This window comes from Spiroplasma endosymbiont of Villa modesta, assembly GCF_964030925.1.
GTDB lineage: Bacteria > Bacillota_I > Bacilli_A > Mycoplasmatales > VBWQ01 > Spiroplasma_E.
Genome location: NZ_OZ034992.1, coordinates 1,787,882 through 1,810,345 on the forward strand (window position 1 = coordinate 1,787,882; position 22,464 = coordinate 1,810,345).

Annotated in this window: 20 protein-coding genes; 3 read left to right on the top strand and 17 right to left on the bottom strand. The window is 25.7% G+C overall.

Going from position 1 to position 22,464, the window contains the following annotated elements:
• Positions 1-193: 193 nt before the first annotated feature.
• The gene (locus AAHM89_RS11490) at positions 194-1,828 is read left to right on the top strand and encodes a DEAD/DEAH box helicase (protein ID WP_342266411.1); all 1,635 of its coding nucleotides are present in this window, start codon (positions 194-196) and stop codon (positions 1,826-1,828) included.
• Between the two features lie 11 nt (positions 1,829-1,839).
• Here AAHM89_RS11490 and AAHM89_RS11495 read toward each other — a convergent pair whose 3' ends face one another.
• The 3 genes from AAHM89_RS11495 to AAHM89_RS11505 all read right to left on the bottom strand — a co-directional run bounded on the left by AAHM89_RS11495 (position 1,840) and on the right by AAHM89_RS11505 (position 3,998).
• Positions 1,840-2,226: a hypothetical protein gene (locus tag AAHM89_RS11495; RefSeq protein ID WP_342266412.1), complete on the bottom strand. Its 387-nt coding sequence runs from the start codon at positions 2,224-2,226 to the stop codon at positions 1,840-1,842.
• A 23-nt stretch (positions 2,227-2,249) separates the two neighbouring features.
• Positions 2,250-2,870: a ribonuclease H family protein gene (locus AAHM89_RS11500; protein ID WP_342266413.1), complete on the bottom strand. Its 621-nt coding sequence runs from the start codon at positions 2,868-2,870 to the stop codon at positions 2,250-2,252.
• Between the two features lie 159 nt (positions 2,871-3,029).
• Entirely contained in the window at positions 3,030-3,998 is a 969-nt protein-coding gene (locus AAHM89_RS11505) for a BspA family leucine-rich repeat surface protein (RefSeq protein ID WP_342266414.1), read from the bottom strand.
• 779 nt (positions 3,999-4,777) lie between these two features.
• Here AAHM89_RS11505 and AAHM89_RS11510 point away from each other — a divergent pair.
• On the top strand, positions 4,778-5,776 hold the full coding sequence (locus AAHM89_RS11510) for a hypothetical protein (RefSeq protein WP_342266415.1): 999 nt from the start codon (positions 4,778-4,780) through the stop codon (positions 5,774-5,776).
• A 57-nt stretch (positions 5,777-5,833) separates the two neighbouring features.
• Here the strand turns inward: AAHM89_RS11510 and secA are convergent, their stop codons facing one another.
• The 7 genes from secA to AAHM89_RS11545 all read right to left on the bottom strand — a co-directional run bounded on the left by secA (position 5,834) and on the right by AAHM89_RS11545 (position 15,312).
• Entirely contained in the window at positions 5,834-8,218 is a 2,385-nt protein-coding gene (secA, locus tag AAHM89_RS11515) for a preprotein translocase subunit SecA (protein ID WP_339039201.1), read from the bottom strand.
• A 428-nt stretch (positions 8,219-8,646) separates the two neighbouring features.
• Positions 8,647-9,426: a hypothetical protein gene (locus AAHM89_RS11520; RefSeq protein ID WP_342266416.1), complete on the bottom strand. Its 780-nt coding sequence runs from the start codon at positions 9,424-9,426 to the stop codon at positions 8,647-8,649.
• 127 nt (positions 9,427-9,553) lie between these two features.
• Positions 9,554-10,531 (bottom strand): IS3 family transposase, encoded by a 978-nt coding sequence (locus AAHM89_RS11525; RefSeq protein WP_342265776.1) that lies wholly within the window; start codon positions 10,529-10,531, stop codon positions 9,554-9,556.
• Positions 10,532-10,631: 100 nt separating this feature from the next.
• On the bottom strand, positions 10,632-11,567 hold the full coding sequence (locus AAHM89_RS11530) for a hypothetical protein (RefSeq protein WP_342266417.1): 936 nt from the start codon (positions 11,565-11,567) through the stop codon (positions 10,632-10,634).
• A 158-nt stretch (positions 11,568-11,725) separates the two neighbouring features.
• A complete protein-coding gene (locus tag AAHM89_RS11535; RefSeq protein WP_342266418.1) occupies positions 11,726-12,406 on the bottom strand; it encodes a DNA alkylation repair protein in 681 nt (226 codons plus the stop codon).
• Between the two features lie 28 nt (positions 12,407-12,434).
• Positions 12,435-13,151 carry a hypothetical protein gene (locus AAHM89_RS11540; protein WP_342266419.1) on the bottom strand — a complete coding sequence of 239 codons (717 nt, stop codon included), beginning with the start codon at positions 13,149-13,151 and terminating at the stop codon, positions 12,435-12,437.
• A gap of 103 nt (positions 13,152-13,254) precedes the next feature.
• Positions 13,255-15,312, bottom strand: a complete 2,058-nt coding sequence (locus tag AAHM89_RS11545) for a PTS transporter subunit EIIC (RefSeq protein WP_342266420.1) — start codon at positions 15,310-15,312, stop codon at positions 13,255-13,257.
• Positions 15,313-15,655: 343 nt separating this feature from the next.
• Here AAHM89_RS11545 and AAHM89_RS11550 point away from each other — a divergent pair, with 343 nt between their 5' ends.
• Positions 15,656-16,633, top strand: a complete 978-nt coding sequence (locus AAHM89_RS11550; protein ID WP_342265776.1) for an IS3 family transposase — start codon at positions 15,656-15,658, stop codon at positions 16,631-16,633.
• A 124-nt stretch (positions 16,634-16,757) separates the two neighbouring features.
• Here AAHM89_RS11550 and AAHM89_RS11555 read toward each other — a convergent pair whose 3' ends face one another.
• Genes AAHM89_RS11555 through atpF form a run of 7 tightly spaced genes read right to left on the bottom strand, consistent with a single transcriptional unit; the run spans position 16,758 to position 22,462 of the window.
• Positions 16,758-16,988, bottom strand: coding sequence for a hypothetical protein (locus AAHM89_RS11555; RefSeq protein ID WP_174480957.1), 231 nt, complete (start codon positions 16,986-16,988; stop codon positions 16,758-16,760).
• A gap of 5 nt (positions 16,989-16,993) precedes the next feature.
• Positions 16,994-17,311: a F0F1 ATP synthase subunit epsilon gene (locus tag AAHM89_RS11560; protein ID WP_342266421.1), complete on the bottom strand. Its 318-nt coding sequence runs from the start codon at positions 17,309-17,311 to the stop codon at positions 16,994-16,996.
• A gap of 14 nt (positions 17,312-17,325) precedes the next feature.
• Entirely contained in the window at positions 17,326-18,888 is a 1,563-nt protein-coding gene (atpD, locus tag AAHM89_RS11565; RefSeq protein ID WP_342266422.1) for a F0F1 ATP synthase subunit beta, read from the bottom strand.
• A gap of 17 nt (positions 18,889-18,905) precedes the next feature.
• Positions 18,906-19,757 (bottom strand): ATP synthase F1 subunit gamma, encoded by an 852-nt coding sequence (gene atpG, locus AAHM89_RS11570; protein ID WP_338958301.1) that lies wholly within the window; start codon positions 19,755-19,757, stop codon positions 18,906-18,908.
• A 27-nt stretch (positions 19,758-19,784) separates the two neighbouring features.
• A complete protein-coding gene (gene atpA / locus AAHM89_RS11575; RefSeq protein ID WP_342266423.1) occupies positions 19,785-21,368 on the bottom strand; it encodes a F0F1 ATP synthase subunit alpha in 1,584 nt (527 codons plus the stop codon).
• Positions 21,369-21,379: 11 nt separating this feature from the next.
• Positions 21,380-21,922 carry a F0F1 ATP synthase subunit delta gene (locus AAHM89_RS11580; RefSeq protein ID WP_252319360.1) on the bottom strand — a complete coding sequence of 181 codons (543 nt, stop codon included), beginning with the start codon at positions 21,920-21,922 and terminating at the stop codon, positions 21,380-21,382.
• Positions 21,923-21,934: 12 nt separating this feature from the next.
• Positions 21,935-22,462: a F0F1 ATP synthase subunit B gene (gene atpF, locus AAHM89_RS11585; protein ID WP_342218515.1), complete on the bottom strand. Its 528-nt coding sequence runs from the start codon at positions 22,460-22,462 to the stop codon at positions 21,935-21,937.
• Positions 22,463-22,464 lie beyond the last annotated feature (2 nt).

Sequence of the window (22,464 nt, forward strand, 5' to 3'; positions counted from 1 at the left end):
TATATAAATATAATAAATTTACATGATATATACATTAATACTATTTTCTATATACAATTCAATAACTTATAATTCTTTTAAAAATAAATTATTAATAATCTAATATTTACTAACAAAAATAAATTATTTTTTAATTTATATTAATTTTATTATAATATTTAATATCATATACAAACACTAAAGTAGGTTAATAATGTTAGAAATCATAAGTTTTAATAATGAACATATTACAATTAAAGTGAAAAAAAATAAAAAAGAAATTTTAAATGCACTAGGTATTATTGATATCAATAATACTAATGAATTTAAAATATTTAATACTCCGTTTGCTCTTGAAATACTACTTAAATATACAAATAATAATGATAAATTAAAAAAAATATATGAACACTCACTAATATCATGAAAAAAAATCCAACAACAAAAAAACTTAAATGATTATCCAGGTAATCCTAAACTAAGACATTATCAACGTGTTGATGTTGCAATTTTAAAAGCAAATAAAAGATTTGGCTTATTTAATGAAATGCGTACTGGGAAAACACCAACTATTTTAACAGCATTATCAGAAATGAAAACTAATAAAATATTATTTGTTGTTCCTAAGTCAACTATTTTATTAACATGGGTTCCTGAAATTAAAAAATGAACTACCTATAATTGTATTACTATTAAAGATGATATTACTAAAGTGCGAACAGAAAAATATAATCAATTTAAAAATAGTAATAATTGTATTTTAGTAGTTTCTAAAAACACTTTTAAAAATGATATAAAAAATAAATTATTAACTAAATTTGATTTTACATTAGTTATTGATGAAGCACATTTTTTAAGAAACTATAAAACTGCACAAAGTTCAACAATTTTGGAAGTTGCAAATAAAGTATCATCAGTTTATTGTTTAACTGGTACCCCTGCCAATAATCATCCTAGTGATATTTTTGGTATATTAAAAATTATTGATAATAAACTATATAAAAATATTGATTATTGAGATTTTGTTGCTCGTTATTTTGGAATAATTAGAAAACGTATTACCAATTTTGTAACCATTAATATACCAAAACCAAATGTTAAAGCACAACTAGCAGCAGAATTTGATTATTTAGTTAAAAAAATATCAATTATGCGCAAACAAATTGATGTACGTAATGAAATGCCAAAAATTATTAAAAATGATTTAATTTTAACTATGCCCAAAGCACAAACCGCAATTTATTATGATACTCTTGAAACTATGAAACAAGAGTTATTTTATAATAAAAAATCTAAAATAACTTTTTTACAAATATTTATGAAATTAAGAACTATTTGTTCAACACCTATTAATGAGGGAATGAAAGAATTAGGAGCAAAATTTAATTGACTACTAGACTACTTACATGATAATGAAAATGATTCAATTATTATTTATAGTAGTTTTAGTGATAAAGGAATTAACATTTTAAGTAACATTTTAGATAAACATAAATTAAATCATCAATTAATTACTGGTAAAGTAAATCATGAACAAAGGCTTAAAGCTATTAGTGATTTTCAAAGTAAAAAAGTTAAAATTATTTTATGTAATATTAAATCTACTAATGTTGGTATCACATTAGATAAAGGTGATGTTATGATTTTTCTAGATCGTGAATTAAACCCAACCGAAAATGAGCAAGCTGAAAGTCGCTTTTTTCCAACTCAATTAAACGATAATAAAACTAGAGAAATTATTAATTTATATTGTGCTAATACTATCGATTTAAAAATTAGAGACATCCTTAATAATAAAATTGATATTAATAAAATAATTAATGATCAAGGTATTAAATTTTTTGAATAATTTTATTATATTTAATAAACTAAACGAGGATTAAAAACAAGATCTGCATTATTATTAGGAATGAATTGTTCATCATTAATTTCAAGAATATATTCTTGCAATAAAGGCGCAAATTCGTTTGAAGATTGAAAAGAATGAGTGTTATCAATGATTTGTTGACTTTCAAAAAATTCTCTATAATCATCATTATCTTCTTCATCATTTAAACAACAAAAAAGACCTGAAATAAAACCAAAAAGAGCACCAGTAAAACATCCTGAAAGCACTGTTATAGCTGAAGTAATATCAAATTCAAGAATATTTTGTTCTCTTTTTTGATATAGATCAGAAAGAGTAAACAAACTACCTCCAATAATATTTCCTAAACAAGTTGATAATATTATTTTTTTATTAATCATGTTATTTACCACCTTTTTAACATTTAAATTATTGGTTTAGACATTTTTTTTAAATTAAATGCTTTTCAAGCAAGAGCATCTGCTTCATCATTATATATATTACCACTATGACCTTTAACTCATTTAAAATAAACATTAACATCTTTTGCTATTTTATCATAAAATGCTTTATATGCCTTTGTTTCTACTTTAGTAGTTTTTCATTCACCAGTACATCATTTACTAATTCCAACATAATCATGACAAATTAAAATTGATTTTATATTATTTTCCAAAGCTAACTGCATTGCCTTTTGTGCACCCATTATTTCTCCAGCAACATTTCTTAATTTTGCTCAATTTTCATCATCAAATTTTTCATAAAATATATCTTTTTTGCCATTATTTAAGAAAACAAGTCCATAAGAAAATTGATTAATTTCTGCTTTAAAACTACCATCAGTATATGCTATTACTTCATATTTATACTGATTTTCAGATTTTACTTGAATTTTATCATCTAAATAATCTTGACCTTCTTTTTTAGTTGCAAATTTTTTATACTGAGCACCAGCATAACCTCTAATTTGTGTTTCACATTCATTCCAGTTTTCAAATATTCCAATGACTCTACCTTTTTTTACTGCATAAAATTTACTTGCCATAATTATGACTCCTCTATTGTTTATTTTAATTTTACAATAATATTAAATTTTATCTAATTAAAATTACAACTAAAAGCAAAAATATTGCTAATGCTAATTAGCAAGTGACTTTACTAATTAAATAAAATGGCACAAAAAAATATTTATTATTTTAAAATTTTAATTTTTAAATTTGGGTCATTTTTTAGGATCATTTTCAAATCCTGAATTTTTAGCAAATCATCCATATCATAATACTTCATTTACATTTCACTTTGATAAGTCTTTATTAAATAAAGAAGCTTTATAAAACATATAACCCATATCCACCACTTTTGAAGTATCTCACTTCGAAATATCTTGATTAAATGCCACTGCTCCAGCAAACATACAACGCATGCTTGTAACATCATTTACAATTCATTTTGAAATATCTTGATTAAATGATAAACAATTTCGAAACATATTATTCATATTTGTTACATTATTATCATAGAGTAAATTTGTAATATTACCATTAAATAACGAAGCACCATAAAACATTGAACTCATATCTTTCACATTAATGATATTTCAAGATAAATTTTGATTAAATGATAAAGCACCATAAAACATTGCATGCATAGTTGTTACATTAACTACATCTCAGTTTGAAATATCTTGATTAATTTTTTTTGCTCCAGCAAACATTGAACTCATATTTGTTACGTGTGCAATATTTCAACTTGATAGATTTTGATTAAATGATGAAGCATTACTAAACATATAACTCATATCTACTACATTTGATGTATTTCATTTTGAAATATCTTGATTAAATGCTCTTGCATCCATAAACATATTTTTCAAAGATCTAATTTCTGATGGTAAATGATCAGATACTTTTTCTATTATTACTGGGATTTTAACAACTTGAATTATTGCTTCTCGATTTTGAAAAAATCCAATTTGAATAACTTCTTTGCTATTTATATTTGATAAATCTACTTCACTCGTTTTCACTTGTTTTCCATCTTTGTCAATGTAAATTGTATCTTGCTGAATTTTATTATCTAAAAATTGAATTTTTTGTGAACTTGTATTTAAGATAACATTAGTTAAATTACCCGTAATTGCTAAAATACTTAATGTTGTTAATAATGATTTCATAATTAATCACCCTCCAAGTTTTCTCCAATAACTTCTTAAAATTTAAGAAGATAAATATATTTTAGTATTTTTAAAAAAAATAAATAAACAATAAGTTATAAAAAAACAAAGCATTACAATTATCTTTAAATTTAAATTAAATAAAAAGTTATCAATGTACTTGCAAAATGTTCACCGATAACTAAACTATTTTTAAATTGAAACTATTTTTTATTATTAAATTAATAAATAAAATAAAATACCGGCACTAATGATATTGCAATTAATAATGATAAATATTTTTTCATAAATTAATCCTCCTCAATTTTTACCAATAACTTCTTAAGTTTAAGAAGATAAACATATTTTACATACTTTTAATTACTTTTTAACACTTTTTTCATAAAATTGAATACTAATAACTTATTAACTAAATCTATTGCACTATTTAAAATAATATAAATTTTAATATATAAAACACTTAAAATATAAAAAAATAATTAATAAAATGATAAAACAGAAATCATGTAAAATGTATAATATAAATTTAAAGGGGGTTAATTAGATTATCCCAATTATTACAACTAAATGCTATATTTCATCATGTGAGAAAGAATATACATTTGACTCTTTATATCGTGATAAATTTATATATTACAGTGGTAAATGTTATCAACAAGCATTCAATAATACAGTAACAAAATATACACAAAAATAATAAGTTAGTTTTGGAGAGATATTATGAAAAAAGAAAAATTAATAGAATTGATTAACAATAAAATATTATAAGGTTTTTAAAAATGAAAAAAAAGATATTTAAAGAAACTGTTGATGATAATTATTCAACAAAGAAAAGTATTAACTATTATAATAATTGAATGATTATAATTTTTTCATGATTAACAAGTGTAACTTTACTAATTAGTTGAGTTTTATGAATTATTTTCTTTAAAGGAGAAACTACTGATTTATTAATCCTTATTGATAATTTAATCACTAAGAAATTTTTTAAATTCAATTTAACTTTTCCAACTCTGACAATTGCAGTATTGGGTTTTGGTTTCATAATTTTAGGTGTTGTTGCCTTTCCTTTTATTTTTTTAAAAAATAATGATTTTATTTCCTTAATATTAACTAGAATTATGTTATGAATATCATTATTTTTTATTATTGGATCAATTTTATTTTTTTCCTTTGGTGGATATGTTGCTTTTTATAAATTTGCTTCTACGATAACTATTCGGAAAAAACTATTTTTCATTATTCCATGAGGATTAGAATTTTTTTATTTTATAGTTTTAATAATTTCTTGTATATGCTTTATTAAAAAAAGTAGAAAAAAGAAATATATGTCACTAGAAGCAAAAGCACTATATTCACAAAATGAAATTAATCAAAACATAACTTCTTCAACAAATAATGAAGAAGAAGAAACAATATGAACACCACAACAAATTGAAGAAGTATGAAATAAAGGAGAAATTATTAATAATTTTAATCCACAATTATACCGTCGAGATTATGCGGGTGCCTTAATGTTTTGACATAATTTTATTGCACAACCGAAGCTTAATGATCCAATTGAAAGTTTAAATTGAACTATTGTTTATGAACGCCCCACCACAGCAGATGGAACTAATTATATTAAAAATTTAGTACCCATGAATAATAATAATGCTGTTACTAAAGGTAATAATTTCCCCCATTGAACAACTTCAGTCACTTATGACAGTAAAAAAAATAAAAACATATTTAAAAAGAAGTCATGAAAACATAAAGAAAAAAATCAAATAGAATAAAAAAACATATTTAAAAAACTAAGTATTAAAATACTTAGTTTTTTAAATAAAGATTAATTATCCAATTTTAGTTTTAGTTTCAACATTACTTGCTAATACTGTATCCAATACATCTTGACCACCACGGACCTGATGTTGTTCTGGATCAATGCTATGTAACATAATAATAACTTGATGAGCAACATTGATTTTCATACGATTAAATAATTTTGAAGCTTCCTCAATATAAGCTTGTAAGGGATTTAACTGCGCATAACCACGCAAATGGATTCCTGCACGCAGTTTACTTAAAGCATCAATGTGATTAGTTCAATATTGATCAAAAGTTTGTAAAATAACACTATTTTCAATTTGTTTTATAATAACATCATTTAATTTTTCTCTTTTTTCAAGATAAAAATTATAAGATTTTTCAACAATTAAATCAATATTTTCTTCAGTACTTAATCGATTTAACTTTTCTGCTATTAAATCATTAGGCTTAATTAATTTATTTTCAATACCTTTAACTAATTCATCATAATCAATAAACTGTTCTCTACCAACAACTTTATTAAAAATATTTAGTAAATCACGTGCTACTGTTCTGTGCATATTTTTGATTAAATCTAATAAATCATCAGCAAGTAAAATATTATCACGTTGATGATATGTAGCTTCACGATGCTGAGCAATAACATTATCATAATCTAATAAGTTTTTTCTTGCATCAAAATTCATACCTTCAATTTTTTGTTGTGCTCTAGTAATTGATCTAGTTAACATTTTTGATCTAATATAGTCTTCACCTAAACTTGCAAAAGCTTTTTTTAATTTTTCACCACCAAAACGTAACATCAAATCATCTTCAATCGAAACATAAAATCGTGAAAATCCAGGATCACCTTGTCTTCCGGCTCTTCCACGTAATTGATTATCAATTCTTCGTGCTTCGTTTCTTTCAGTACCTAATACAGCAAGGCCACCAAGCTCAATAACACCCTTACCAAGTTTAATATCAGTTCCACGTCCTGCCATATTAGTTGCTAAAGTAATTGATCCTTTTTCACCAGCTCTAGCAATAATATCAGCTTCACGAGCATGATTTTTAGCATTTAAAATCTCATGCTTAATTCCTTCCAAAGTTAACATATTAGCAATTCGTTCTGATACATCAACATTAGCAGTACCAATCAAAATTGGTTGTCCTTTAGTATGTCGTTCTTTAACTTCTGCAATTAAAGATTTAAATTTAGCATTTAATGAAGCAAAAACATGATCGGGTTTATCTTCTCGAATAATTGGTTTATTAGTAGGAATCTTAATTACTCTCATATTATAAATTTTTACAAATTCTTCTTCTTCGGTTTTAGCAGTTCCTGTCATACCACTTAATTTATTATATAAACGGAAAAAGTTTTGATAAGTAATAGTAGCTACTGTTGTTGTTTCTTGTTGAATTGTAACATTTTCTTTAGCCTGTAAAGCTTGATGAAGTCCATCACTATATACTCTACCAGGCATTAATCTACCAGTAAACTGATCAACTAGCACAATTTCACCATCTTTAACAACATATTCTACATCTAATTTGAAAACATGATTAGCACGAAGTGCATTTTGAATATGATGAAATAATTCCGAGTTATCAATATCAAATAAATTTTTTAAATTAAACTGTTTTTGAGCTTTATTAACACCCGTTACTGTTAATGCAATTTGACGTGATTCTCAATCAATTTTATAATCTTCAGGTATTAAAGTTTTTGCAAAAACATCTGATGCTTGATATAAAGGAGTACGATTTTTTGAACCACCAGAAATAATTAAAGGTGTTCTTGATTCATCAATTAAAACAGAGTCCGCCTCATCAATGATAGCATAATTAAGCTGACGTTGAACTTTTTCTGGATAAACCTTAACCATATTATCACGCAAATAATCAAAGCCTAATTCCGAATTAGTTGTATATGTAACATCTTTTAAATACGCTTCACGTTTTTGATTAGTAGAATGATCACGAAGACTAACGCCAATAGTAATTCCCAAAAATTCTAAAATTGGTCGATTTAATTCAGCATCTCTTGCCGCCAAATATTCATTAACAGTAATAACATGAACACCTTTACTACTTAAAGCATTTAGATAAATTGGCATCACAGCAGTTAAAGTTTTTCCTTCACCAGTTCGCATTTCAGCAACATCACCATTATGAAGAACAATACCACCAATTAATTGAACAGGATATGGATGTAATCCACTAATTCTTCGTGCTGCTTCTCTAATTGTCGCAAAAGCTTCAACTAAAATATCATCTAAAGTCTCACCTTCTGCCAATCTGGTTCTGAATTCAACTGTTTTATTTGCTAATTCTTCATCTTTAATTTTTCTCATTGTTTCATCAAGGCTAATTATTGCCTTAACTTGTTTATTAATTTTTCGTAAAATTTTACGATCTCACATAAAGTAAATCACCATTTTTTTCTTTATTATTACTTATACTTTTTATTACTTGTAAAGTAATAAAATCTTTATTATTTTAACATAAAAAAACTTAGAAAACTTAGTACCCAAAAAAAATTGTATTTATATTATATTTTTTTCTTTCTCTTCGAAGTTAGAAAAAATAATTTACTATAATTATTTTAATTACTATAAAAAACTTGATTATTATATGATTTAATATTACTTTTATTAAAAGATTCCTTGTTAATTTCTGATTTTGTAAGTTCAATAAAATTAATTTTAGATTCTAACATTTTATTTAAACTATTTTCATTAAAATTATCTTCTTCTTTTTTTAATTTGATTTTTTTTCTAAGTTGATTTTTATTTTTTTTAAAAATATAAAATAAACTAAATATTGAAGTTGTTGTGAAAAAAACTAATAACTAAAAATCAAATTTTTTTAAACTTCATTGATTACTTTTTTTTCTAATTTTCTCTTCTACAAAAATTTGATTTTCTTTAATTATTAATGAACTAGTTTTTAGTTTATTAATAATTGGAATTCTTATTACTTTAAAAAATTTACGTTGGTCAGCTCTAAACCATTGAATTTGCATATCTGTAAAAAATGGAATTTGCAACGGCAAAAATGATGCAATTTGTTGTTCAGTAAATGATGAAATCTGAATATTTATGAAAGATGAAATTTGCTCCCCTGTAAAAACTTCAATTTGTGATGACCAAAATGATTTAATTTGTTTTGCTATAAATTTTGGAATCTGTTCTTTTGTAAATGAACTAATTTGTAATGGTGTAAAAGATTGAATTTGTTCTAATGTAAATTCTGGTATTTGTTCTGCTGTAAAATATGGAATTTGTTCTGGTGTAAAAGATTGAATTTGTAATAGTGTAAATCAACGAATTTGTTCTAATGTAAATGAAGCAATTTGTACTTTTGTCAATGATTGAATCTGTTCTTTTGTCAACGATTGAATTTGTCATGACCAAAATGAAGAAATTTGTGTTTTTGTAAAATGTAAAATTTGTGATGATGTAAATGAACGAATTTGTTCTATTGTAAAAAATGAAATTTGTTCTGTTGTAAAAAGAGGAATTTGTTCTGATGTAAAAAGTGGAATTTGTAATGACATAAATGACTCAATTTGTGTTTTTGTAAATTTTGAAATTCGTAATAATGTAAATGATTTAATTTGTATAGGCAAAAATGATCTAATTTGTATAGGTGTCAATGCTTGAATTTGTCATGACCAAAAAGACTGAATTTGAATTGATGTCAATGGGTGGTTGGTGGTTGGCCCTTAATTACTGGACCATTTTTGATATAAAATTCTAAATTTTAATTTGTAAAATTGGTGGTTTTAGAAATTTAGAATGTATTCTTTCATAATTATAAAACATAACATATTGATTTACATCATTTATAGCTTCATTGATGGATAAATATTGATTTGATCCTTTAGGTAGTCATTCTTGAGATAAATGAGAAAATCAGTTTTCAGATAATACATTACCACCAATATCATAAGGTTGTTTTTTGCTTAAAATTATTTGTTTATCCTCTGCTCATTTTGTGATATCCTGACAATAAAATTCGTTGGCGTTATCTGAATGTAAAATAACATTTTTTACTTGATTTCAAGAAAATTGTTTGTTGATTTTTTCAAGAGCAGGAAGAATTAAATCCTGATATGATTTATTAGGAGCAATATTATAACTAACAACATTATTTGAATAAAAATCAATAATTACAAAAAGATATAATCATCCTTCTTTAGTATTTATTTGTTTAGTGTCCATTGATCAAATTTGATTTGAAGAGGTTGTACTTTTATAATCTTTGTTTACTTTATCCATTGTAGGTATTCACTTATTTGGATTTTTTTTGTTTTTAGGATAGTTATTTTTAGTTTGTTTTAATCCTTGAATATTGTGTTCTTTCATAATTTTTCGCATTTGTTTTATTGATAATTCTATATTTAAAATGATATTTTTTTCTTGTTTTAATCACTCTTTAAAAGCTGAAAAAATTCTTAAATATCCATAAATTCTGCCTTTTCTTGTAGAATGAAATTCGATTAAAAGTTGGCATATTTTTTGATATTTATGATTGCATTTAATAATATGATTTTCTTCTTTTTTAATAGGTTTTTGTTTATTTTTTAAAAAGTAATATGTTGATCTGTTTAATTGAAGATATTGACATAGGTTTCTAATTGAATATTGATTTTTACAATCATCAATAATTTTAATTTTTTCTTTGATATTTAATTTGTTAATTACTAATGCTATTTGTTTAATTTTATCCATTAATAAAAATCCTTTCAGGTTAAAATTAGTGTTAATTATATAACACAATTGTTTTTAGAATACATTCAGGTTTTTTAAATTAATGGTCTAGTAAAAAGGGCTAAGTGGCAAGTGGCAAGTGGCATGCTTGAATCTGATGTTCTGTAAAAACTGAAATTTGATCTTTTGTTAAGGACTGAATTTGTCATGGCATAAATGATGGAATTTGAATAAATGTAAAATATGGAATTTGTGTAACATTAAATGACCTAATTTGTATAGGTGTCAATGCTTGAATCTGAATAGGAGTAAACGCCTTGATTTGATTTTCTGTAAATGATACAACTTGTTCTCTTGTCAATGACTGAATTTGTGATAACGTAAAAGATTGAATTTGTTCTGCTGTAAATGATACAACTTGTTCAATTATTGATGAATTATTTTTTTGTTTATTAAAAGTTGAAATTATTTTTCTTCCAAAAAATTTACGCTGCTCTAATGTAAAAATTTGTTTTTGTTCTGGCGTAAATGATGCAATCTGTTTTTCTGTAAATTCTGGTATTTGTTCTTTTGTAAAAGCAGAAATTTGTAACGGTGTAAACGCAGGGATTTGTTCGATTGTAAAAAGAGGAATTTGTTCTGGCGTAAATACAGAAATTTGCAACGGTGTAAATGCAAGGATTTGTTCTGGTGTAAAAATTGGGATTTGTTCATATGTTAAATACGGAATTTGTTCTGGGGTAAATGATGCAATCTGTTTTTTTGTAAATGACTGAATTTGTCATAATCAAAATCATTGAATTTGTTTGGGTCTAAACGATTTAATTTGTTCTGCTGTAAAAAGTGGTATTTGCTCTGGTAGCAATGATTGAATTTGATATTTAGATAAAGCTTTTATTTCATGATCTGTTAAAATTGATATTTTTATTGAAGGTATTATTGAAATCATTGTTGTATTAGATTCTACTTGTAAAGTCTTAAAAATTGAAATATTACTATTAATGATAGGTTCTTCTTGTAAAAGAGGTTTAACAATCAATGAATAATTATTAGGCATGTGCTTTTCCTTTCCAAATAAAAACCCATTTACTTTAAAATAAAGTAAATAGGTCAAAAACTTATATTTATATTTTAATATTTTTCTCTATCTATTAAGTGAATCTTACATTATTTTAAGAATATTATTATAAATATTATTTATAAGCAATTTTAATTTTAATGTTCATCAATAACAACAATTATTTTTTGACTAACATTGTTAATTTTAATAAAATCATTAATTTTTTGTGAATTAATTCGTTTGGCATTACACAATGCTCAACCAATAGAACGTATTAGATAAAAATTTGTTGTTAATAACAATGTCTTAATTAATGCAAATAGTAAATTAAAATTAGTATTTTCTTTAAACATTAATTGTGATTGAATTGCTATTCTTTGAATTCAAAAATTACTATCATTTATTAACTTAAATAAATATTGATCTCTAACACTAATATTATTGTTGCTAAATATAAGAACACCAATAATATTATCAAAATAATCAGTAGTATCTCATCAAATATTATGTTTAATTATCGATAAAAGCCAATCTAAGTCATTAAAACTTAAGTTTTTCTTTCATCAAAGATTTAAAAATTCCATTGCTGTATATTGAAATTCACGATTTTTTTGTAAATATAATGTTTCAAATAACTGTTTTTTATTTACTAACGATAAATTTTTATTTCATTTATTTAAAAATAATTTTACTAATGGTTTTCGTTTACTAGTTAAAATTCCATAAAATTCAAAATTATTGATTAAAAATTTTTCTTGTTTAATTTTAGTATTGATATTAGCATTATTAATAAAAATTGTCGTTAATATTTTTATTTCTTCATTAAATTTTTCCATATATACCTTTCTATCTATATAAAATATTTTATCTTAAAAATATTGAAGGGAAAGTACTCATTAAAATAATCATTATTATTGCTAAACAACTAAATATGCATAATCTAAGAATATGACGAAAATGTTTTTTATTTAAATAATTAATTGTTTGATTTAAATACATTAAATTTCATTTATTAATTGGCAATTGATAATAATCCAAAATAGCGATTAAAATTGCATGTCGTTTAAATGATTTACATTTTTTATAGTATTTAATATGGAATGAAATTTCATTTCAATGCTTAAAACTAAAAATATTATTAAGATCCATTAGTTCCGAAACAATTTCTTCGGGTGTAAAATCAGCATTTGCTGCATAAAAAGATTTGAATTGCTTATTTTGTTTAATTCAATATTTAATCTCATAAATAATCATAAATAATGCAATTACTAATACCATTACCACTGTTAAATCTTTAAATATATTTACCACATACAATAATTTTCGAAGTTCAAAACTAATTTTTTGATCAGTTTTATCAATAACAGTTAATAATATTGAAAGAATTATTGAAAATATTGATAAAAACAATGCTAATATATCCATAATTCTAATTTTTTGTGTACATTTTAATTTAATATATTTAAATAAATCTTTAACAACAATATTAACATCAATTGTTAATGTTAAATTTTGTATATTTGTTTGTATTTCTTCATACCTAGCTTCTTCTAACTTTTCTTCATCATCATCAAAAAACATAGTTTTCCCTCCATCCTATATCATAATTTTAACATTATCCGTAACTAAAACTAAAAAAATGAACAACTCAAAAAGTTGCTCATTTTTATATTTTAGTAATAGTTTATTTTGGAGTTCAAGTTTTTAATAAATCATTTTTAATATTACCTACTTGTGGCCCATAAATTACTTGAATAGCTGTACCTTTTTTAAAGATACCAACTGCACCAGTTGATTTTAAAATATTATCATCAACTTTAGTTTCATCAAAAACTGTAACACGCAATCTTGTAGCACAATTGTCTAATAATTTAATATTACTTTGTCCACCAAGACCTTTAAAAATATTTTCTAACATATCATTATTTTTATCTTTATTAGTATCAGGTGTTAATGTTTGTTTCTTTGTCATTTCTGCTTGTAAAGTTTTATGAATAGACTCTGCACCATCAAGATAAGTAATTTCAACTTTATTGGCAATTACTTTAATATTTTTAGTTCCACTTAATCTTAATAAAGCTTTTGAATAAATATTTGCATCTTTTAAAGTTGCAACTAATACTTTATCTTTAGCGTTAACATCAATAATATTTAATGCTCCACCAAGTCCAAGTAATAAATTTTCTACTTTTGTTCTACCTTTTTTTGAAGACTTATCTAAAGAACTTTCAACACTTTGTAAAGCTAAGTTGGTTGCTAATTCTCCTTCTTCACGACCTAAAGTTTTGTAATTTCTTCACTTAATAATGTAATAGAACCCAAAGAAATAAGCAGGTGCCATAATTAATCCAGTAGCAAATACTCAATAGAAGCCTGTTTCTTTACCAAGAATACTTGGTAATATTCCAAAGAAAGAAAAGTCAATAAATCCAGCAGCAAAACCTTGACCAACAACTATATTTAATAAATACGCCATCATAAAACTAATTCCTGCCATAAATGCATGGAAAACAAAACATAATGGTGCTACAAATAAGAATGAAAACAACAATGGTTCTGTAACTCCTGTTAAGAAAGAAGTTAGAGCAGCAGATCCTAAAATACCACCAACCATTTTTTTATTTTCTGGTCGTGCTAACATTCACATAGCAAGCGCTGCAAATGGATAACCATATTGCATATATGCAAATCGCCCACTCATAAACATTGTTCCTGGTGTTTGATTCATGTGTCCTACTGCATTAGAAGCAAATTGTCCAAAGAAAATATTGTACGCTCCTACAAATGTGTCAGATCCATTAGTTCACGTACCACCAATTCCAGTATATCAGAAAGGTGCATATTGAACGTGATGCAATCCTGTTGGTATTAATAAACGTTCAGTAATTCCAAAAAACATTGCAATAAATGCTCCACCAACTGTTGGATGAAAATTATCACCAGTTAACTGTCCAACAGTAAGTTGACCTGTATTCATACCAGCTGCTAAGCCATTACCAATTTCTCTAAAAGCAATTAATAACATTGGTCAAATAAAGAAAAAAGCTAATCCCATTCCTATTCCAACAAAAACAGCTAAAATTGGCACAAAACGTTCACCACCAAAAAAAGCTAATACTCTTGGCATACGAATATTGTATGAATGATTATGAACAACTGATACTAATCAACCAACAAGAATGCCACCTAAAACTGAAGTATCAAACGTAGGAAATAATCCTAAGACAGAAGAAAATAAACCAGAAGATTTACCACTTTCTGGAGTAATCTTTGCACCTTCACCTAAACCTCATGGATCAAATCCCAACATTCCTGTTTTAGGATTTCAAAAAAACATGCCACTAATAACTGAAGTCATAACAATAAAAGTAATAAATCCAGAAAGAGCAGCTACACCTTTACTAGCTTTTGCAAAACCAAAAGCAATAGAAATAGCAAAAATCAATCCTAAATTAGCAAAAACAACGTTTCCAGCTGATTGCATAATTGAAAAAATATTAATAATACCAACAAGACTATCATGATTAGGTAATTGCTTTAAAGCACTAGCAACTCCACCACCAATTCCTAACAATAAGCCAGCTATTGGTAATGTGGCTATTGGTAAAACAATGGCTCTTGATAAGTTTTGCATTTTGCCAAACATTTTGCCACCTAATTTATTGAAAGTTCCTTTAAAAGTAAAACTAGGATTTTTCTTATCCTCAGGAGTTGTTTGTTTACTATGAAAAAATTTACTCATTTTCTCACCTCCATTCTATATTGTTCTATACAGATGAGAATTTTATTCTATACAGATAAAAATATTATATATATATATATTATATATATATAATAGTAAAAACAACAATAAAATAAATAAAAACGATTTTTTTACTACTATAATAGTAATTTCGGAGAAATTTTATAATATATATAGCTATTATCAATAACTACTATAAATTTTAATAATATACTGTAATGCCACTTGCCACTTGCCACTTAGCCCTTTTTACTAGACCATTAATTTAAAAAACCTGAATGTATTCTAAAAACAATTGTGTTATATAATTAACACTAATTTTAACCTGAAAGGATTTTTATTAATGGATAAAATTAAACAAATAGCATTAGTAATTAACAAATTAAATATCAAAGAAAAAATTAAAATTATTGATGATTGTAAAAATCAATATTCAATTAGAAACCTATGTCAATATCTTCAATTAAACAGATCAACATATTACTTTTTAAAAAATAAACAAAAACCTATTAAAAAAGAAGAAAATCATATTATTAAATGCAATCATAAATATCAAAAAATATGCCAACTTTTAATCGAATTTCATTCTACAAGAAAAGGCAGAATTTATGGATATTTAAGAATTTTTTCAGCTTTTAAAGAGTGATTAAAACAAGAAAAAAATATCATTTTAAATATAGAATTATCAATAAAACAAATGCGAAAAATTATGAAAGAACACAATATTCAAGGATTAAAACAAACTAAAAATAACTATCCTAAAAACAAAAAAAATCCAAATAAGTGAATACCTACAATGGATAAAGTAAACAAAGATTATAAAAGTACAACCTCTTCAAATCAAATTTGATCAATGGACACTAAACAAATAAATACTAAAGAAGGATGATTATATCTTTTTGTAATTATTGATTTTTATTCAAATAATGTTGTTAGTTATAATATTGCTCCTAATAAATCATATCAGGATTTAATTCTTCCTGCTCTTGAAAAAATCAACAAACAATTTTCTTGAAATCAAGTAAAAAATGTTATTTTACATTCAGATAACGCCAACGAATTTTATTGTCAGGATATCACAAAATGAGCAGAGGATAAACAAATAATTTTAAGCAAAAAACAACCTTATGATATTGGTGGTAATGTATTATCTGAAAACTGATTTTCTCATTTATCTCAAGAATGACTACCTAAAGGATCAAATCAATATTTATCCATCAATGAAGCTATAAATGATGTAAATCAATATGTTATGTTTTATAATTATGAAAGAATACATTCTAAATTTCTAAAACCACCAATTTTACAAATTAAAATTTAGAATTTTATATCAAAAATGGTCCAGTAATTAAGGGCCAACCACCGTAATTAAGGGCCAACCACCAATTAAAAAAATAGTAAGTATTTTAAAACACTTACTATTTTTATTTTTTTAATTTTAAGTATTAATTTAAATTAAACCAAATATCTAAACCAATAAATTTAATAATTAACGTACCAATACAATAAGTAAAAACTAAAGTTGTTAACATATATAAAATTCATGATTCTTTTATTCTTTTATGATCAAGAAATTTATTAAAAGGAATTGCTTTTACAGCAAATCCGCTAGCAATAAAACTAAAAAGATAAATACTTATTTCAATTATTCATTTTATTAAATGTGAATCATGCATATTTATTAACCTCCACTAACCCTTTTAATACGCTCATCAAATACCTTTGTTTCTTGCTCTTTTAAAATTGATGTATATTCAACTTTATCACTAATAATACGAACCATATGTAAATCAGTTACCAAAAGTCCACCAGAAATCGTTAAATTACGAATTTTTTCTTTAATTTTAAATGACATTTTCGATATTTGAATATTAGCAATCAAAGGTGTATGCCATTCAAGAATACCAACATAGCCTTCAGTTGTTTTAACATTAACTCACTGTACTTCTCCATAGAAAAAAATACCATCAGGAGTAATAATTTTAAGATTTAATGCCATACTATCACCTTCAATTATCTCAATTTCTTTGCCTTTTCAATTGCTTGTTCAATAGTTCCTACATATAAAAACGCTTGCTCTGGTAAATCATCACATTCACCATCTAAAATTTGTTTAAAACTATTAACAGTTTGACTAATCGGAATATAAATACCATTTAAACCCGAAAATTTTTCAGCAACATGAAATGGTTGTGAACAAAAATTACGAATTCTTCTTGCTCTAGCTACTATTTTTTTATCTTCTTCACTCAACTCATCCATTCCTAAAATACCAATGATTGGTTCTAATTCAGAAAAACGTTGAATTGTTTCAATAACTCTTTGCGCAACATCATAATGCTCCTGACCAACAATAGCAGGATCTAACATTCTTGATGAAGATTGTAAAGGATGAACAGCAGGATAAAGCCCTAAAGCAGCAATATTACGATCTAAAACAATTTTGGCATCCAAGTGAGTAAATGTTGTCGCAGGAGCTGGATCAGTTAAATCATCAGCTGGTACATATACTGCTTGTACAGATGTAATAGAACCACGTGTTGTTGATACAATACGTTCTTGTAAAGCACCCATTTCTGTCGATAATGTTGGTTGGTACCCTACTGCTGAAGGCATTCTTCCTAATAAAGCTGATATTTCACTACCAGCTTGTGTAAAACGAAATATATTATCAATAAATAATAATACATCTTGTTGTTTTTCATCACGGAAGTATTCAGCAATTGTTAAACCAGTTAATGCAACACGCATTCTAGCACCTGGTGGTTCTGACATTTGACCAAACACTAAAGCAGTTTTACTAATAACACCTGACTCTTGCATTTCATAATATAAATCATTACCCTCACGTGTTCTTTCGCCAACTCCTGAAAAGACAGAAATACCACCATGTTCTTTAGCTATGTTATTAATTAATTCTTGAATTAAAACTGTTTTACCAACTCCAGCTCCACCGAATAAACCAATTTTTCCACCTTTAGCATAAGGTGCTAATAAATCAATAACTTTAATTCCTGTTTCTAAAATTTCAGATTTTGATTGTAATTCATCAAAACTAGGAGGTGTACGATGAATAGGATATTTTAATTTAGTTTTAAGTTCTTTACCATCATCAATGACTTCACCCAATACATTAAAAAGTCTACCCAAAACTTCTTCACCAACAGGAACACTAATTGGTATTCCTAAATCAACTGCTTCAAGACCACGTAGTAATCCTTCGGTTGGACCCATTGAAATACAACGAACACTATCATCACCAATATGTTTTGCAACTTCAACAATTAATTTTTGACCATTATTATCAATACTAATAGCATTATTTAAATTAGGTAAACTATTATCATTAAAACGAATATCAATAATTGGACCTGAAATTTGAACAATTTTTCCAATATTTCGTTTAGTTGGTAATTGTTTACTAGTTTTAACACTTTCTTTGCTATTAACTACTTTTTTAGTCACTTTTGCTTTTACTTTAGCAATAACTTTAGTGTTATCTTTTTTTAAAGAATTTTTATCACTAACATTTTTTTCTTTAATTGTTATAGATTTTTTACTAGTTGCATTTTTCATTTTAGTTTACTCCTTTATTATGATGATTGGGCATCAGCGCCACCAATAATTTCTGAAATTTCTTGGGTAATAGCACCTTGACGGGCACGATTATAACTTACTAATAATTTATCTTTCATTTCTTTGGCATTATTTGAAGCATTTTCCATTGCTAATCTTCGTAATGCTTGCTCTGACACTTGTGATTCTACTAATGCACCATAAACAATGGCACCAACATATAAAGGAATGGCACTATTAATAACAGTATTAGCGTCTGGTTCAAAATCAGTTTGAATTAAATTACTTTCTTGATTAGTTTTAATAGAAACAATTGGTAATAAATCAATAATTGTTGGAATTGTTGTTACCGTATTTACATATTTTGTATATGCAATTTTAATAGCATCAGTTTCTTTATTATTAAACTTAGAAAGTAACAACAAAGATATCTCTTGCGACTCATTATATGATGATTGAATGTTAATTTCAGTATAAGATTGCATAATTTTACAATGATGATTAGTAAAGTATGAAACTCCTTTACTACCAATAACAACTATTTCATCTTGTGGTTGATATTGTTCTAGTACTAATTTATTTAAATTATTATTAAAACCACCACATAATCCTAAATTAGAATTAAAAACGACTCATATTGTTTTATTAATAACTTGATCCTTTGTTTTTAAATAAATTGAATTACTTAATTTAGGTATTAGTTGATTGAATGTATCATAAACTTCAGAATAATAAGGTTTAATCATCTCAATTCTTTTACCTACTTTTTTTAATTTAGCTGTTGATACTAGTTGCATTGCTTTAGTAATTTTATAACTAGTATTAACAGATTTAATTTTTTGTCTAATTTGTTCCATGCTTTGAGCCATGATATTTCACCTTACCTTCCTAATACATTATTTGAATGTTTTAATTAATGTTTCCCATTCTTCAAGATTACCATATATTTTAGGATTATAGTCATTTAGCTTATTGGTCAAATTATAAACAACCTGCATAATGCCTTGACTAATGCTCACTTGTAACTCTTCACTAAATGCTTGATCTTGCTGTAATTTTAAATAACTTTTTCGTTGTTGTTTTTGAAAATAAGTTATTACTTCCTTTTTAAAAGAATCCATCATTTCTACTGGTAATCATTTAATTGCCTTATTTTTAATTGCTAATAAAATAATTGCTTGATCAATTTGATTTAATGGTTCATTTTGTTTTTGTTTTAAAATTTCAATGGCACGTTTACCATGTTCAATAACAGCTCTAGTATTTTCATCTAAATCAGAACCAAATTGTGAAAAAGCTTGTAATTCACGAAATTGTGCTAATTCTAATTTTAATGTTCCACCTGCTTGTTTTATTGCTTTAATTTGTGCTGATGAACCTACCCGTGAAACTGATAAACCTACATCAACTGCTGGACGAATTCCGGCATTAAATAATTCTGACATTAAAAAAATTTGACCATCAGTAATTGAAATAACATTAGTAGGAATATATGCAGAAATATCACCGGCTTGTGTTTCAATAATAGGTAAGGCAGTAATACTCCCACCACCATGTTTTTCATTTAATTTAGCTGCACGCTCTAATAAACGTGAATGAAGATAAAAAACATCTCCTGGATAAGCTTCTCTTCCTGGTGGTCGTCTTAATAATAAGGAAATAGCACGATAGGCCACTGCATGTTTACTTAAATCATCATAAACAATTAAGACATCTTTACCTTGTTCCATTCATTCTTCGGCAATAGTTACTCCTGTATAAGGAGCAATATATTGCAAAGGAGCAACTTCACTAGCAGTAGCAGCAACAATAGTTGTATACTCCATTGCCCCTAGTTGTGTTAATTTATCAACAATTTGAGCAACAGTTGAAGCTTTTTGACCAATAGCAACATAAACACAAAAGACATTTTTACCCTTTTGATTAATAATAGTATCAATAGCAATCGTTGTTTTTCCAGTTTGACGATCACCAATTATTAACTCTCTTTGACCTTTGCCAATCGGAATCATTGCATCAATTGATAATAATCCTGTTGCTAAAGGTTCTGATACAGATTTTCTAGTCATCACACCCAGTGCTATTCTTTCAATCGGTCTAGTTTTCGTAGTTTTAATTGGACCTTTACCATCAATCTTTTGCCCTAGTGCATTAACAACTCTTCCTAAAAGCATATTACCAACTGGTGTTTCAACAACATTACCTGTTCTACTAACAATATCTCCTTCTTTGATACCTGTGTCATCCCCCATTAAAGTAACACCAACAGCAGTTTCTTCTAAACTCAAAACCATACCATAAATATTACTTTTAGGAAAAAATACTAATTCACCATTAACAGCCTTATCTAAACCATGAATTAGCGCAATTCCATCACCGACAGTAACAACAATGCCTTCCTCATTAGCACTAATTTTTTTACCATAATTTTTAATTTGGCTTTTTATAATTTCTGAAATTTGATTAACGTTTAAGGACATTTGTTTTACCTCTATTCATGACTTAATAATTCTTGTTTTAATTGATCAATTTGACCTTTAACGGAACCATCAAAAACTTGATTCCGTACTTTAACTTTAATACCGCCAATTAATGATTTATCAATCTTGTTAACGACTTTAATCTTATGTTTAATGACTTTCTCAATTTTCAATTTTATTTGATTTATTTGTTGGTTTGAAAGTTCTATTACTGAATAAATAATGCCATAGTTTACATCTTGATATTCATTACATAATTTGCGAAATTCTTTTAAAATGAAACGAACACACTGGAAATGATGTTCATCAATCAACAAAAAGAAAAAATTTAACATATATGGTTCAATATGATTTTTAAAAGTTTCACTAATAATTTGTTTACGTGTTTCAATAGTTATATTACTACTACTAGTAATATCAATAAATTCTGGATAAGTAGTAAAAATATCAATTAATTTATTACTTTCTTCAGCAAATTGAGTAATTTTTTTTATTTCTCTTGCTAATTGAAAAAGACCATTACTTCATTGATTAGCTAATCCTTCATCTATCATTTAACTTCACCACTATTCCAAATTCTTAATAAAATCAGTAATTAATTGTTCATGTTTTTTAGCATTCATTTCAGCACCAATAATTTTTTTAGCTGCTTCTAATGCTACTACTTTGATTTCTTCGTTAATCTTTGCTTCTGCCTCTTTACGAGCACGAACTAAATCACGATTTGATTGATTAGTAATACGCATACTCTCTTCTTGCGCTTTATCAATAATTTGTTTACGCTTATTGTAACCATCATTTTGTGCATTAGCAATAATTTCCTGAGCTTCAATTTTAGCAGCTTTTAATATTTGACTAGCTTCACCACGATCTTGATTAGCTAATGATTGCTTGCAAGCAGCATCATCAAGTTTTTCTTTAATTACTAAATGTCGCGAATGTAAAACCTTACGAAACGGAGCATAAACTCATCTTCAAAGTACCATTAATAAAATTAATGTTGCAAAAATATGAGCAATAAAAACAGGAAGATTGGGAAATAATTGATTAACAATATCATCACCTGATACTAAATCATTGAAATTAAAATTCATAA